General features: G+C 48.3%; 11 protein-coding genes. All 11 read right to left on the bottom strand.

Annotated elements, in window-relative coordinates; all coding sequences use genetic code 11:
* Nucleotides 1-23 precede the first annotated feature (23 nt).
* The 11 genes from EBB54_RS31675 to EBB54_RS23295 all read right to left on the bottom strand — a co-directional run bounded on the left by EBB54_RS31675 (nucleotide 24) and on the right by EBB54_RS23295 (nucleotide 15,394).
* Complete coding sequence (locus EBB54_RS31675) at nucleotides 24-146, bottom strand: hypothetical protein (RefSeq protein WP_279229980.1); 123 nt, start codon at nucleotides 144-146, stop codon at nucleotides 24-26.
* 10 nt (nucleotides 147-156) lie between these two features.
* Nucleotides 157-843 (bottom strand): cell division protein, encoded by a 687-nt coding sequence (locus EBB54_RS23345; RefSeq protein ID WP_125129190.1) that lies wholly within the window; start codon nucleotides 841-843, stop codon nucleotides 157-159.
* Between the two features lie 38 nt (nucleotides 844-881).
* Entirely contained in the window at nucleotides 882-1,466 is a 585-nt protein-coding gene (locus EBB54_RS23340) for a sigma-70 family RNA polymerase sigma factor (protein WP_125129189.1), read from the bottom strand.
* Between the two features lie 12 nt (nucleotides 1,467-1,478).
* Complete coding sequence (locus EBB54_RS23335) at nucleotides 1,479-1,889, bottom strand: zinc-finger-containing protein (protein ID WP_125129188.1); 411 nt, start codon at nucleotides 1,887-1,889, stop codon at nucleotides 1,479-1,481.
* Between the two features lie 724 nt (nucleotides 1,890-2,613).
* Nucleotides 2,614-2,976, bottom strand: a complete 363-nt coding sequence (locus EBB54_RS23325; RefSeq protein ID WP_125129186.1) for a hypothetical protein — start codon at nucleotides 2,974-2,976, stop codon at nucleotides 2,614-2,616.
* 136 nt (nucleotides 2,977-3,112) lie between these two features.
* Nucleotides 3,113-7,483: a VaFE repeat-containing surface-anchored protein gene (locus EBB54_RS23320; protein ID WP_125129185.1), complete on the bottom strand. Its 4,371-nt coding sequence runs from the start codon at nucleotides 7,481-7,483 to the stop codon at nucleotides 3,113-3,115.
* 307 nt (nucleotides 7,484-7,790) lie between these two features.
* Nucleotides 7,791-11,123 carry a TraG/VirB4 family ATPase gene (locus tag EBB54_RS23315; RefSeq protein ID WP_125129184.1) on the bottom strand — a complete coding sequence of 1,111 codons (3,333 nt, stop codon included), beginning with the start codon at nucleotides 11,121-11,123 and terminating at the stop codon, nucleotides 7,791-7,793.
* Nucleotides 11,120-11,782 carry a DUF5038 domain-containing protein gene (locus tag EBB54_RS23310; RefSeq protein ID WP_125129183.1) on the bottom strand — a complete coding sequence of 221 codons (663 nt, stop codon included), beginning with the start codon at nucleotides 11,780-11,782 and terminating at the stop codon, nucleotides 11,120-11,122. Before EBB54_RS23310 ends, EBB54_RS23315 begins: the two co-directional genes overlap by 4 nt.
* Nucleotides 11,783-11,794: 12 nt before the next feature.
* Entirely contained in the window at nucleotides 11,795-13,642 is a 1,848-nt protein-coding gene (locus EBB54_RS23305; RefSeq protein WP_125129182.1) for a lysozyme family protein, read from the bottom strand.
* Nucleotides 13,643-14,668, bottom strand: coding sequence for a hypothetical protein (locus EBB54_RS23300; RefSeq protein WP_125130984.1), 1,026 nt, complete (start codon nucleotides 14,666-14,668; stop codon nucleotides 13,643-13,645).
* Nucleotides 14,669-14,683: 15 nt separating this feature from the next.
* Nucleotides 14,684-15,394 (bottom strand): hypothetical protein, encoded by a 711-nt coding sequence (locus EBB54_RS23295; protein ID WP_125129181.1) that lies wholly within the window; start codon nucleotides 15,392-15,394, stop codon nucleotides 14,684-14,686.
* Between the last annotated feature and the right edge of the window lie 11 nt (nucleotides 15,395-15,405).

Genomic DNA, 15,405 nt, shown 5'->3' with positions numbered 1-15,405 from the left:
ACAGTTATCATAGAAACAACTTTCTAATATATTATATGTCCTATTTTTTCCTTGATGATATAAATTGTATTCCAAACATGACTAATAGCAAAGAAAAAGCCGACTGCCGCTTGGGCAATCAGCTTTGATAATAATGGTTTTGGCATAGTTCTCCTTTCAAAACTGCTGAAATGAAATCTGTTTGTTAAGGTATAGGTTCCCGATTGCCTGCAGTACCGGATACTGGACGTGGAGAAGCTGTGCCTCATCTGCCAGTGATTCGTAGGTCGCATCCGTATCTTCATAGAGCAGATCCCATACTTCCTTCGGGTTTTTTGTTTTTGCCCCCTGTTCTACACAGGCGAGCAGTTCTGCGGTGGTAAGTTCCGTCGCTTTAGCGAGTTCCAGGACAGTATCTTCCATTGGATCGCATTTCTCTTTCCTCAGATACCGCCCGAAATCACGAAACCTTATTTTCCCCTCCAGATAGAGCTGGATGCAGGTGAAGAGCCGTACCGAAAAATGGTCAGTAATCGGCTGGATATGCAGTTTTCCAAGGAGCCGGTACAGGGCGTCCACGCCGGTCAGCCCGTCACCCTTTACGATCAGTCCCCGCAGAAGCAGGCGGTTTAAGTAATGGGAAAAGGAAAGTCCTTCCGGGCGGCCGGAATCTGCAAGCCGTTTGCTATACGCCTTCTCCAGTTCATAGATCTGTAGGATCTGGAAAGCAAGACAGCTCCACAGTACAAGTTCATGTTCGGATAATCCATATTCCTGCCTGTTATTGATGACTACCGGTACTGGATTTCCCATCTCATCCCTTTTGATTTTTAAGTTTCCGATTGCGGTGTATAATGTCAGCATAAAAAGTACCTCCTCTTTTCATGTGTTTTCCGTTAGAATTACGCTAAAAGTGCATATAATTCCTGATCTTCTCTCAACTGTTTCCTTGCTTTGCTCTGCCATGCCCGGACATGGTTGGAAGGGACTTTGTAGAGCTTTGCCACTTCCGCGCTGGTGTATCCGCTCTGCTGGAGACGGAGTGAGATAATCCCTTTTTTCAGGTGATTACTGCCTGCACATTCCAGTCTCTTCAGGTAAGAGTCGGATTCTTTCGACAGCACCGCCTGTTCTGGGGACAGTGCGTCTGTTTTACAGAGCATAAATTCCGGTTCATAGGTACTGCCATCTTCGGCAGTAAGGATTGCATCCAGAGAGCAGAACGCGCTTTTACGTTTTCCGCAGTCCCGCCAGTAATCATAAATGGCATTCCGGATTGCCGCCCTTGCATATGGCGGGAACGGCTGTGTGGGACTGCATTTCATGGCGGCATTGCACAGGGCAAGATATCCGGTCTGTGTCAGCTCGTCAAACTCATCCTGAGACAGATGGGAAAAGCTTCTGGTAAGTGCCCGCACCATCCGGGGAACAAGGCTTAAATGAGTGGTTACAAGCTGTTTCTGTTCATAACTCATGATTCCATCCATGGTATCCCTCCTTTATCCGGCCATACCAAGCGGTATGAGGTTATTCTGTAGAACTTTGGAAGCTTCCTGTATCAGCTGGTCGCACATATAATCGCTGAAATTCCCGATATGTGCCTGACGCGTTTGCAGACAGAATTTATCTCCAATCCACCGGTAAGCCTCTTCGCGGCTGAAGATCCCCTTTCTCCAGAGCTGGTCGAAAATCTGATGTGCCTGGATGCGTTTCTTACGGAGCGTACGGTTCGCCAGGGAGCCTTTCGGTAAGGATGTCCCCTGATGGACGCCTACATAGGAATCACAGGCCGGAAAGCGGCTGCATACATAGACCCTCCCCCCGGATGAATGATGGCCATATATATAGGAAGCATCTTTTAAGATTGCAGGACTGCCGCAGTATGGGCAGCGTATTGTCTGTTTTTTCATAAATGTTCACCTCTCTTACGTTTTGTATATGTATAAAATACTTAAAAATAACAATTCTTACGTTTTATATACGTATATTATAAGTAAATTGACAAGGGATTCCTATAAGTCAAGAGTAAAAACAGGTGCCAATTTGGGACTTTTCCCCAATTTCCTCCAGTTAATACGTTAATGTAATAAAGTAAAAGAATAAGCACTGAAAAATTGTGCTGATGCAGAACCTTCCAATGCTTATTTTGGATGCTTTCATATGCGATTTTATGTAGGAAAGGGATTTTTGTCAGATCCCAATCACCTTATGATTTTCTTATCCTTCCTTGCCTGAAAATTTAATTTGCTAAAAAAGCTTGCTGTCCGCTATCATATTTCCGGATAAAATACTGCCTGGATTAGAGGAAACAGGCCGCTGTCTGTAAATCTCGGATAGTTGATTGCGGTAAAAATAAATTTATCACAGAAATACCGGAGCAGGAACAAAATCACCAGTATGATACATACCCGGTAAAAAATGCGCATGCGTCTGCTTCTTTCTTTGGAAGGAAAGAACCTACAGTATAAAATAAAGCACATGGGTATGAAGATTAAGCTGGTAAACGTCTGGTCAATGAATTGTATGATAGTGGTAAGATTTTTCATAGGTCATCCCTCCGGTTTTTCTTTTCTCTGTACGTGACAGGCAGAAAAAGTGCAACGGATCGATGTAAAAATAAATATATCTGCTTTATTACCAGTCATAGCAGTCCTTATTCTGGATGTCTAACAGCGCCATACAGGGACAGTCCGGAGAGAGGATCTTCTGTTCTTTTAGGAATTGTGCATACATATCCAGGAAGACAGAATCTTTAAATACTGCAAGGCATTCTCCAGGTTCCGGACGGCAGGCGAAAAGTATATCTGCATCCGAAAGAGGAAGAACCAGCGGAACCGCCCGGTAATCCGGACAGAACAGGAATCCAGACTGATTGCAGGGATTCTTTACTCTGCAGTTGGCACATTCTACATAAATACAGCGATGCCAGTTCCCGTCACAGGCATCTAAGAATCGGCGGATATGTTTGGCATCCGTGAGGCAGTGTGTTATCTCCATAGTTATCTCCAGATACAGGCAGCCCGTAAAAAAGCTGCCTGTGTTGAAATTAATGCCGGTAGATGCGGCAGTCAGTGATTCATCTTGAAGCCTGCTAAATCTGTCGGCATAAAGTGAATGAGTTACCCTATCAAAATTACTTCTCATGCTTACGTCTCCAGTAGAAAACAAGCCCGCTGATAATGATAAGAAGCAGGGAGCCTGCAGCAATACAGATGTATAGCAGGATCGACGCATCATCCCCGGTCTTGACAGGAGAGGAGATGTCCGGTTCCTTTGGCTCGGTCGGTACTTCCGTCAGCTTCACGGTCTGGCTTTTGGACTTGATGTCTTCATGGCTGGTCACTTCTACCTCTTTCTCTTTGTCCTCTTCCTTCATCGTAACAAAGAGTTTCTCAAAGACAACCACATCATGCCCTTTCAGTTCTGTCGCGTCAAAGGTAAATGTGACATCCACGGAGCCGCTGGATTCTTCTGGCTTAAAAGTGGTTTCCGCAGTAACCGGCTTGCCGTCCATCAGGACTTCCTTGCCGGTTTCCTTATCCATTAAGGTTCCCACCAGACAGTAGGAAGGGCCTCCGTCAACCAGATCCTTATATTTTACGGTATCTATGATCTGTGTCTCCTTCTCCGCCAGGGCTTCCTGATCTCCATCCTTACCATCCTTGGCAGTAGTGCCGATTTCCGGGATATAGATGCTCTGCGGCTCGGACTCGATATCTGCATGGACAGCGACTTCTTTTTCCTGATAGGAAAGGGACTCAAAAGCAACGATAGTTTTGCCTTTCAGGGCCCTGGAATCAAAAGTAAAGGAAAGCTCCACGCTTCCTTCCGCTGCTTCTGGTGTAAAGACAAGCTCCGAGGTAATTATTTTCCCATCAACCAACAGGAATTCGCCATTTTCCTGATCCATGAGGGTGCCGGTCAGTTTGTATTCCTTCCCCGGAACCAGACGCTGGTAGGTAACGGTATCTACAATCGTCAATTCCTTCTTAGCAGGCGCCATCTGGCTTCCGGTTTCCGGGCAGGAGGCTTTTGTGCCAATCTCCGGGAAATAGATGGTTTGCGGTTCGGATTCGATATCAGCATGAACCGTAAGTTCCTTCCCCTTGTAAGAAAGAGATTCAAAAGCAACAATCGTTTTACCTTCCAGTGCGCTTGCGTCGAACGTGAAGGATAATTCCACCGTTCCATCTGCTGTCTCCGGTGTAAATACCAGCTCAGATGTAACAGGCTTCTTATCAACCAGCAGGGGCTCGCCGCTCTCTTTATCCATAAGGGTGCCGGTCAGTTTATACTCTTTTCCCGGAACCAGATGCTTGTAGGAAACGGTATCTGCAATCGTTACTTCCTTTTTCGCAGGCGCCATCTGGGAATCTGTCTCAGGGCAAGAGGCTTTCGTGCCGATTTCCGGGAAATAGATGCTCTGGGGAGTGGATTCAATGTCTGTATGGACAGCGATCTCTTTCTCCTGATAGGATACGGATTCAAACGCGACAATGGTTTTGCCCTTCAGGGCGCTTGCGTCGAATGTGAAGGATAATTCCACTGTGCCTTCCGCCTCTTCCGGTGTAAAGACAAGCTCGGAGGTCATCGGCTTTTCGTCAATCAGCAGAGGCTCTCCGCTTTCCTTATCCATGAGTGTTCCCGTCAGCTTATATTCCTTTCCCGGAACCAGATGATAGGAAACGGTATCTACTATCGTAAGATCCTTCTTTGGAATCGCCATCTGGGAATCTGTCTCCGGACAGCTTGCCTTTGTGCCGATTTCCGGGAAAAACATCTGCTGATCTTTAAATTCCGGATCTGCATGCATCCCCACCTCTTTTTCTTCCTGGGTGACGGATTCATAGATGACCGTATTTTTCCCTTTCAGGGAGCTGCCGTTAAATTCAAATACAACGTCAACGGTGCCTTCGCTGGCTTTCGGGGTAAAGGTGGTCTGTGCCGTGATCGGAGTGTCGCCGTCTAAGAGAGGTTCTTCTGTCTCCACATCCATCAGCCTTCCGGTCGCAACATACTCCAGATTTGGAACCAGCCCTTTGAAGAAAATGGTATCGGTAAGCTGTACCTTTTCATCTGCATTAGCGATATTCTCTTCGGTATCGGAGTCCTTCGCCTTCGTGCCGATTTCTGGGAATGAGATCTGCTGGTCTGTATCCTTTAAATCTGCATGGACAGCCAGCTTCTGCCCGTCCTGATGCAGTTCCTCAAAAATGACCGTGGTTTTGCCCTCCAGAGAGGTTGCGTCAAACATGAAGGTAACCTCTACGCTTCCGGAGGACATCTTTGCCGTAAATTCCGTTTCAGCGGTCACAGGCTTTCCGTCAATCAGGATTGCTTCTCCGGATTCGGCATCCATCAGCGTGCCGATGACCTGATACTTCTGGCCCTTCTTTAACCCGGAATATTCCACAGTATCAATCAGTGTCACTTTCTTTTCCGGTTTGCTCATATGGGTTCCGGTATTCTTATCCAGGGCGGTGGTGCCGATCTCAATCTTGTCATCGGTCAGCGTCCCTAAATCCACACTGACGGAATCCTTATAAATGGTGACCTCGAACTTCAAGAGATCCATGCTCTCATTCGCCTTGCAGCGCTGTTCTTCTATGATATAGGTATCATAAGGAAGCGCGCCCTTGGAATCTTTTGGCTTAGATGTCCCGAACCAGATTCCGTCTTCGGAGGTCTTCCCCTGGTTGGTGTTGTGGGTGTGCTTATTCCATTTGGAAGCAGTGTTGGCGTAACCGTTCTTGTCGGTAACAATCGTGTGGCTTTCCCCGGTGGTAACGGAGGTGATAGAGAACGGGATATCAGAAAGCCGTTTCTGTTCTCCATCAGCGACCTTGACGAGTTCCAGATCTCCGCGGATAATCTGGTTTGATATGGCAGCCTCTTCAGAAGTCAGGTCCACGATCTCGCCGTTTTTTGTGATATCAAATTCCACAGAGAGCTTTCCTTCATTCAGATAGCCTTCCGGAGCCTTGGTTTCATCTGCCCGGTAATGCCCGAAGGGAAGCGCATCTTTCTTTGTGGAGACAGAGCCTTTGCTGTCTGTCGTCAGGCTCATAACCACCTGGTTCTTGGTATAGGATTTGCCGTCAACAATGACAGGATTTTCATTTAAGGACGTGATGGTAAATGTCGCGCCTTCCAAAGTGGCAGATCCCTGGGGTTCCGCTTTCTTTGTCTCAAAATCCCGTTTCTGGAGTTTTACACCGCTCCGATAGACCTGTTCTTCTACGGAAGAGGCGTTATAGCAGGATACAGTCTCCGCTTTGCCTCCTGCTGTAATCTTCTGTACAAACACGGTATCATTGGCAAGATATCCGGTCGGAGCCTTTGTCTCCTGTACCGTTACGGTGCCAAGGGGAAGACAGGGGGTTTTCCCGTCCTTCTGGGTATAGAACTCATCCCCAGAAACCAGATAATTTTTGGAAAATTTTGCTTTCCCTTCGGAATCTGTTTTAAAGATCCAGGTACGTGCAGGTTTTGCACCACCAGCAGCCGGATCTGTATCAGACTGTTCGGTATAAAATTTCACCGTAAACTGAGCCTCTGCCAGAAAAGCTTTGCCCTGCGGCTGTGCGGTCTTCAGTTCTTTATCAAGCTTCTGGAGCAGCAGGTCCATGGGGTCGTTCTGGGGTATTTCCGTTACATTTAAGGAAGCCGTCTTTTCTGGCTCTACCGTCACATTATGGGCAGTTACATCAATAATGTAGCCTTTGGATGCCTTCAGCTCCTTGACCGTATAGCTTCCGGATTCTAATTCACCGGATTTTGCGTAACCGTTCTGGTCAGTGGTCAGTTTTCCAACCAGTTTTTCTCCCTTATAAATGCCATACTCCGCACCTTTTAAGGAATAATTGCTATTCCCGTTAGAGACGGCAGCATTTGCGGATGCCTTGTGAAGCTCTATGTAACCGTAGGGGATCTGATACCAGCTTCCAACTAAGGTCTGGTCGTTATTGCCTGGAACGATGAAAGCCTTGAAGGTTGCCGGAGGATTAGGAAGTCCCTTGATGGCATTTGCTATTTCCACAGATTTATCAATATAATTCTGGGGCGCACCATGGAAGGCGCCGCTGTCTGAAGCATAGCCTGCATAGATGTAGGCGACCACCAGATGGCCGATGACATAGGAATTATCATCCGACCATCCGCCAAGATACTGGTTTTTGATATGTTTGTCATACCCGTATCCGCCATTCAGGTAATATAATGCTTTCCGGATGGGAGAGTCATTGCCAAGCAGTGTGTAGGCATAGGTTCCGGATGAGGGCGTAGGCTGTAACGGCTCTACGCAGTAGGCGGTGTTGCTGCCGTCAAAGGTCATTCGGGAAGTAGAATAGCTTCCGTATTTGATAGAAGCTCCGGCTTGGTACTGGATGGTGCCGTCTGCGGCATGGACAGGGACACTGCCGGAGAGGCAGGTGCCTGCGGTAACAAGGACTGCCAGCAGAAATGCAGACAGCCGCTTTGTAAGGTGTTTTGCTTTTTGTAACATAGGTTACCTCCTTGGAAATAAAATTTTGCCATCTCTACGGGATCCACCGTTGGCAGATTCCCCTCGTAAGATGGCAAAGAAAAAAGCAGCCATATCAGCTGCTTCATCTACGGATTATTTAGTTGTATTGGGCGGATGTTGGTTCTTTTAGAATTACTCAAACATCAGAAACATACCGCTTTTGTAACTGCTTAGTGCTTATACAGTTACATATAAAAACTTTGGCGGGCCACGATTCCTCCATAGCCATAAGCTCTGCACTATAAATAATATATTTTTGCGCGTATTGAAATCTTTCTCCATAGAATTAACCTGCCTTCTGTTTCTGGCGTGCCAGGATCTCTAAAAGTTCCTGACGGTCGGTGGTGATCAGTTCCTTTTCCAGTGCAGAAGCTTTAAACTCTACGGTGATGTTATTGTTGTTGGTTGAAATTAAGCCATTCCCCCGCTGAAAATGTGTGATGTTCATGACCTCTGTTTCAGAGAGATGAAGAATGTGCTTCACCCTCTGGGCTTCTTCATCCTCCATGTTCAGGATGATCTTGGTCTTACAGTTGTTGATGATTCCTTTTCCATATTTGCCGTCATCTAAAGCAAAGAAGTCATTTAAGTCCTGGGTGGCGAAGATCCCGGCTCCTGAGTATGCACGGATGATCTTGGCAATCTCCAGCACGAATTCCGCAGCCAGACGGTTGCTGGAAGCTCCGATTAACTGCCAGACCTCATCCACAAAGATTGCCTTTTCCTCCGTCCGGTTCTCCTTCGCCTTGTCCCAGACATAATCCAGCGCCACGAACATGCCGACCGTTAAGAGGTCGCTGGAACCGGTCAGCTCCGAGATATCCAGTACCGTATATTTATTGGTCAGGTCTACGTTGGTCTGCTGGTTGAAAGAGGAAGCAGAGCCATGCACCAGGCGGTTCAGGATGTGCGCCAGCCGTTTCGTATCCCGGCTTTCCATCAGGATATCATAGACATCCTCCAGGATTGGCATTTCCTTATATTGGCCAGGATGTTCCGGGTCAAGCAGGGATTCGTTCTTATGGGTGATCCCTTTTCTGGCATAGGTTTTGATCAGAGCCTCATCCAATAATTGTTTCTCCTCGTGGTTCATATCTGGAATCAGCAGGCTGAAGAAAATATGCAGCTTCTGGATCTTGGAAGCTAATGCCGAGGCATCCAGCGTCGGGCCGTCCAGCAGTTCATTGACGGAATTATCGACCTTCCGGATCTCCATGATGTTGATGCAGCTCCGGCTGGCCGGAGAGATCTGGATAAATTCTCCGCCTACATTTTTACAGGCGCGGTAGAACTCATGCCCCTTTAAAGGCGCGATGATGAATACCTGAATGCTTTTGCGGCGCATCCGGAGCGCCATGGTCTGCATGGTAAAGGTCTTTCCGGCTCCGGAGCAACCCAGGATGCAGATATTGGAGTTCTTATACTGCTTGGAATCGAAGATATCCGCAATGACCAGCGAATTATTATGCTTATTGACTCCGAACAGGATGCCATTATCATCGCAGATACTATAGCTGGTAAATGGATAACAGCTTGCGGCTCCAGTAGTCAGCACGTTCCGCTTGGACAGCTCATAAAGCTTTTTATCCAGAGAAGCCAGCGGCAGGGAAGAAAGGAATCCCTGTTCCTGTAGAAAATAACAGGAACGTAAGTCCATATCCTGAGAGATCAATAATTTCTTCATCTCCTGAATCCTCCACTGCAGTTCCTCCAGGTCTGACGCCGTAATGGTAATGAGTAGGTTCATGTAGTAGAAATCCTCATTATTGGCAAGCCCTGCTTTTAAGAAATAGCCGGAACGGATCGCAGAATCCAGATCGTCAAAGTCTGAGTTGGTATCCGAGGCATCCTTGATCTTGGAGCGGTTGATACGGATCTGCTGTCCCAGACGCTGCTGGATCTTGTCCTTCGGCTGTTTATGCAGGTAGAAGTCAATATCAATCCCTTCCCCCGCATTGATGAGGAGGGAGAGCCAGCCGGGAGTGACTTTATTCTTATAGCCGTCTGACGGAACCATGAGGTAAGTATGGTAAAGCCCGTTAATCCGTACATAATTGCTGTGCTTCAGATCCAAAGATTCCGGTGCGGTAAATGCATTGCAGTGGATGGTATCCACATCTTTACCCTCCGCCATGCGCTGTCCCAATACTTCGGTAATCCGTTCCGGAAGAGGCTTGTCGGTACATAATGTCCGGTTCAATAGCGTATAGAGTACATCCGTAGTAAACTCATCTTCATTTTCATGTGCGACCACATTGTTGCCGCACTGATAGAGAAAAGTCTTTGCCGTCTGCGCCGCCGTCTCCAGCGCCGCCAGGATTTCCTTTTCCTCCGTCTTCCGGTTTACATTGAACGGCTCGTACTCAAAGATAAGAAAAAAACGGCGGGATACCGCTTCCCTGGAGCTTAAATGCCGGACAAACTGGATATAATCCCGTTGAAGTTCCCGACATCTGGAATCTGATTCCCGTTCCAGCTCTCTTGCAGACTGCTCTAAGTGCCGGTTGATATCCGCTTTCTTGGAGATCATCTTAATTTGGAGCTTCACAGGGCTGATCTTTAAATAAGAAATAAAGCTGTAAATGATGCTCTGCTGTTCTCTGGCGCTTCTTAACAGGAAGTTGATCGGTTCAATCTCCAGGATCTTGACGTAACGGTGGTCGGTCGTATAGACAATCCCGTTGGCAATCTTTTCGATGGGAAGATAGTCCTCCAATGTCTGATATTTCCGCTTCTTCTTTTTCGCCGGGGAGGAAGGCGGGCTGTCCGGATGTTTCTTCCGGTAGGCAGCCTCCCTCTTTGCTTCCTTTTCAAGCCGTGCGGCTTCCTGTTTTTCGTATTTCTCCCGCCGAAGGGCTTCTTTCTTCTCATACTTGGCTGTGCGGACGGCTTCTTTTTTATCCTCCTTTCTCTGCCGTTCGCGTGCGGCCTTTTCTCTTTTGGCATCTTTTAGTGCCTGAGCATGTGCTTTCTTCGTCAGCTTCCGTTCTACTTTCAGGATCCGTATGTCTTCCTTTGCCTGCTTTTTAATGCCGCTGCTGGTAGAAGTATCGAAGATCCGGCGTTCCCGTTTCTTTTCTATTTTCTTACGGACAGCCTCTTTTTTTCTGGCTTTCCGGCTGGAACGACCAGCTTCCTGAACTCCTCCAAAGTTTGATTGAGAATCCTGATCGGTATTTTCTTCTGAGATATCGTTATCATGACTCTTTTGCTTATCAGCGCTTTGCTTTGTGTTTCCTTTATTCTTTTTCCGCTTCTGGCTCTTTGGCTCCCGATCCCTTGCATGCCGTCTCCGTTTCCAGTAATCCGGCATAACATCAGAACGGTAGATGATCCTCCTATTCTTCACAAACCGGAGGGCATTCATTAAAAATGCAGTCAGGCTTTCCCCGCCAATCCCGATGAGGGCAACCATGGCGGCCGGGAGGGAAGTCATGCACAGGATGATAATGCGTGTGGTCAGGGACAAGGGCAGGTGGACAACCGGAATCCCGATTCCGCCTGCAAGCACAGCCCCTTCAATGGCATTTCGGATCTTGAACATCCCACCCATAAAAGTATCGCGTTCCATAAAATTGCGGGGGATCAAAGCGACCTGCTGTTCTTCCGTGCTGCTCATGGCGTCACCCCCTCTGTGTTATTTCCTGAATGGTTTATAGTGCCATCATTTTGATTACCGCTTACGGTGGAATCTGAAGCAGTATTACTATCCATATTTTCCGTATCTGCATAACCGCCTTCCTGCATGGCTTCAATCTCCTCCGTTGTTACGGCAGGGAGAGTATCATCTGTCTGACGTGTGTAGATACGTGTATATGCAGTATCGGATGTGGATGTCTGCTGGTTTTCCTCACCAAATGTAAATGTCCCGTCTGCAGTAAGGCAGGTTACAGGAAGCTTGCTGCCGTCTGATAGGGAGAACTGAAACAGGGTTTCTCCATTGGAGGGATAAGTGGTCTCATCTGCAAGAAAGGTTACGGATGCGATATTTATATATCCCGTCTCCTGTAAATAAGAAGCCAATTGTGTTTTTAAATCCTCTATCTGGATAAGGGGGAGAAAGGTCTCCAGATTTTCAAACCCCAGGTACTGTAATCCGGACAGAGAAGATTCTTCTTTGATAGGTGCTGGTTTCGTTGTTTTCCCGGCAGCCGGAAGAGATTTCTTTCTTGCCGGCTGTCCTTCCGTCTGATTCCGGTGCATGGCCGGCAGTATAATGCCGACTGATACGAGTGCAGCCATCAGAAAGATGGATAAAATAAATTTTTTTCTGCTCATAGGTTCTCCTTTCTATTTCTTGTCAAAAATCCAGTATGCGTTAGAGGTAGCATGGACTTCGGACATCATGTCAAATTCCCGGTTGATATAGTTCTTGGAAGCGCTGTCATTGGGATCGTTCACCAGAACCTTTCCATTAACAGTGACTCCCCGGAGGACGATGAAATGCCCGCCGCTTGTAAATAGCCCCGCCCGTTGTGAACTGATGACGGGATGTCCCTCGGATAATGCCTTTAAAACAGCATTTGCATCCGTAGTCTGGATAACGGAACCGCATCCGAAATGGGATGCCGCCGCCCCGAAATAAGACCAGTAGGTTCCCACGCCTGGTTTATAATAGGAATTCCCGCACCAGGAAACCGCGTCTACAGGGGTAATCGTTGTTCCTGTCAGGTAACTTGCGATCATGGCAAAACTGGTAGGGCCGCATCCGCTGGAAGCAATGGAGCCTCCGCCGTAAGGGATATTCCCGTAATCCGTCTGCAGGTAATGGGGAATCTGCATTCCGTTTGCCGGATAGGTGCCGCCTGTAGAAGTGACGATATAATAGCGAAGGACGTGTTCCACATACTCCTTGTCGCCATAGACAGAATAATGCCATCCCGGACGGGCGCACATCATATCGGAGTATGCAATGGCATTTTCCTTGGTGTACCCGCCGTCCCTTGCCATCGCCCAGTCAATATAGCCGGAGCCGTAATTATACCCCTGAAGCGCCAGCTTGATCCGGTCCAGGTCTGTCGGCCCGGTACATCCGGCTTTGGTGAGGACGTGTTTCAATGCCTGAATCCCGCACTCAATGCTGTATTCCGGATCCGTAATGCTGCCCGGCGAATGGGAATACTTCTGGTTATAACCGCTTTCCGATGCCTGCATGACATCGGTTCCCCGGCCTCCGGATTCCTGCATCATGACTGCCAGGATCAATTCCACATACTGGCTCATGCCATATTTAGCGGCAATCCGTTCTACCGTTGCCCGGTAAGCCAGTACCTCTTCGGATACATTGGCAGTGGCAACCCCGGAAGCAGATGAGCCGAAAAAGAGTTCAAGGTTTTCCGCATAGGCTTCAGCCAGCTCTTTCTGTTTGTCCGTCAGATGGAAGACGTGGTCTGCAAAATAGGTATCACCGGCATATTTCACAACATAATTGTGGCGCGTAAACGTGACTGTTTTGGTCTGGGGTGCTGCATTAGTGTTTCCTGCGGTTGCACCATCTCCGGTACTTCCATTCCCGGACTCGCCTTCTGCACCTGCGTCAACTTTAACTTCCATGGTGACAGTCTCCGTTGAGACATCATAAGAAAAAAGATCATCCTTATTTTCCCGGATGACCTTCTGAAGCTCTTTTATATTTATTTCTTTGTAACTTTCCCTGCTGGCACAGAACTGCGCGATCAGCAGGTTGGAATTGACGGAAATGGAAGCGGCATAAGGATCGGTGATGGATATGGTATCTCCTTCCGGAACTTTGGATGCTTCCTTTTGGATTTCCGCCAGCACCTCATCGTGGCATTCCATTAAAACCTCCACGATTGCCTGGTTTGCTTTCTGCAGGTTCTCATTGATCAGGGTGCCGCTGTTTAATACGCCGGAGTTCTCCGATAAGTCCCCGAAGGTAAGTCCGGGGAGCATGGTCAGGAACAATACCGGCAGCATCAGTGCTGCAGTAATGGCGATGGCAGATTTTTTGATTTCTTCCTTATACGAAAGAGCCATGCCGATTGCAGCACCTGCAGCGCCGCCGACTCCGCCTTTTACAGCCTTTGCAAATGGAGCCGCCTGTTTCAATCTTAGCAGATCAGAGACAGCCGTGCCTACACCGGCTGCTTCAGACAAACTGCTCTGCCGTTCTGCCAATTAGATGCGCTCCTTTCTCTGAGGAGCCTGCGGAAGTTTCTGGACAATGGATTCGTGGTAGGCAACTTTTCCATCCTCCGTTTCATAAGGCGTTTTATTGACGGCTGGTTGGGCGTACTGCTTGTACCAGGTAGCGCCGTCAACCGACTGCACGGTATCGAATGTCCCCGGTGAGGGAGCCATATACTGGTCAGCGTGGTAGAGTGCAAAATCCCGGCTCCCGGAATCTGCGTTTGTTTCTGTCCCGGTGATCCGTCCGCCGCCAATCTCGATGTTGGTGTATGATGGGATTGGCTGGATGGGATCAGCCGGGTTCGTACCGCCACAATCGAAACCAGTCTGGTTTGTTCCATTATGGCCGGTATTTGTCTGATTTGTATTAGGCTGGATTGTACCCGCATTGATGCCCATATAGGAAATGAACGCTTTCTCTGCCTCTTCCCCTTTGATGGAGCCGACCTGGCTGTAATCTCCCTGGGCGATGTTGCTGATGACGTTGTTAGCGAAGTCCCCGCCCTTATTTAAGGAAGAATGGTACATGGCGCTTCCGATACTGGAGTGTTCCGTATATCCAGTCACATGATTGACAGCGCTCCGTTCGGTCTGCCTTCCCACAGACCCGGCGAACCCGCCAGACAGGAAATTTCCCCCTACGGCTGCATCACCCGGAGAAACGGATTTCCGGTATCCGCTGCCTCCGCTGCTTCCGCCGCCCTTTAAGTGCATGGCCCCGGTCAGACTCCGACCGGCAATCAGAAGCTCCGCCATCATGTTTCCGCCTGTATTCCCCACATTGATGCCGAGGCTTGCCATGAAGGAGTCAATCTTTTGGCTGACCTTTAGAAAGGCAATGGCGCACAGGAACCAGATGAAGACATTTCCGGTCACGGCTTCCTTTCCCTGGTCTGCTACCGCCTGCTCGACATCAGCTTCCGTCAGCTCTGAGGCAAAGACTGGCATGGAGAAAAGCAGTACCATACAGGCGACCAGCAGGATTATATACAATAGTTGTTTCTTATGTTTCATCATCTTCTCCTTTCATCAGATGGACAGCGGGTTCGCAAGGAAGGTGCCGACCATGGAGGTGAACAGCCTCAAACACCAGGCGTTCATTAATAATAGGAAGAACTGTCCTCCGAGCATCCGGCACCAGCTCTTGAAAATGTTTCCGGTGGACTGGGAAGCACCTGTGGCAAAGGCAACCGGAGCCGTAAAAACCAGAACCCCTAAAAGGATGTACCGTTCCGCCGCTTCAAAGAGGAGTTTGATGTAATTCCACGCCAGGATCAGCACCAGGATTAAAGCAATCAGAGCCACCGCCCCGTTTGCACAGACTCCTAAGATAACGGTAATGACTGAGTTAAAGTCTGCAAACTTTAAGGAGGGCAGGTCGTCAGTCAAGATCCAGCTGTAAGGCGTTCCCGCGATATTCAAAAGCAGGTCCACAATATCCTTTGCATAAAAAGTCAGAAACAGGAAGAGGAAGGTTCGCATGGATAATTTCAGTGGATCCTCTGCCTCCACCCCTGCCCCTGCAAAATAATTTTTAAAGAGCTGCCAGACCCAGTTTAAGAGGATGAGTCCGATAGCCAGGGCCAGAAAGATCTGGTACATGCTCTCGGCTGCCGGGAAGTAGCGGAGGAAGGTATCCATGGAACAGCCCAGCGCGCCCAATACTGAAGTGGTGATGAGATCCAGGATGTTCATAACCTGCTCTGCGATCCATTCCACGATTCCGTCTAAGATCTTCATGCGGATGCCTC

The sequence above is a fragment of the Schaedlerella arabinosiphila genome, from assembly GCF_003885045.1.
Classification (GTDB): domain Bacteria; phylum Bacillota; class Clostridia; order Lachnospirales; family Lachnospiraceae; genus Schaedlerella; species Schaedlerella arabinosiphila.
The sequence above is the reverse complement of the archived record's forward strand: the minus strand, read 5'-3'. Positions and strand labels throughout refer to the sequence as shown.

Coding starts and splice junctions, on each gene's coding strand:
- EBB54_RS23310 (WP_125129183.1), bottom strand. CDS start 11,782: ATGAGCAGAAAAAAATTTATTTTATCCATCTTTCTGATGGCTGCACTC.
- EBB54_RS23320 (WP_125129185.1), bottom strand. CDS start 7,483: ATGTTACAAAAAGCAAAACACCTTACAAAGCGGCTGTCTGCATTTCTG.
- EBB54_RS23295 (WP_125129181.1), bottom strand. CDS start 15,394: ATGAAGATCTTAGACGGAATCGTGGAATGGATCGCAGAGCAGGTTATG.
- EBB54_RS23325 (WP_125129186.1), bottom strand. CDS start 2,976: ATGGAGATAACACACTGCCTCACGGATGCCAAACATATCCGCCGATTC.
- EBB54_RS31675 (WP_279229980.1), bottom strand. CDS start 146: ATGCCAAAACCATTATTATCAAAGCTGATTGCCCAAGCGGCAGTCGGC.
- EBB54_RS23335 (WP_125129188.1), bottom strand. CDS start 1,889: ATGAAAAAACAGACAATACGCTGCCCATACTGCGGCAGTCCTGCAATC.
- EBB54_RS23340 (WP_125129189.1), bottom strand. CDS start 1,466: ATGGATGGAATCATGAGTTATGAACAGAAACAGCTTGTAACCACTCAT.
- EBB54_RS23300 (WP_125130984.1), bottom strand. CDS start 14,668: ATGAAACATAAGAAACAACTATTGTATATAATCCTGCTGGTCGCCTGT.
- EBB54_RS23345 (WP_125129190.1), bottom strand. CDS start 843: ATGCTGACATTATACACCGCAATCGGAAACTTAAAAATCAAAAGGGAT.
- EBB54_RS23315 (WP_125129184.1), bottom strand. CDS start 11,123: ATGAGCAGCACGGAAGAACAGCAGGTCGCTTTGATCCCCCGCAATTTT.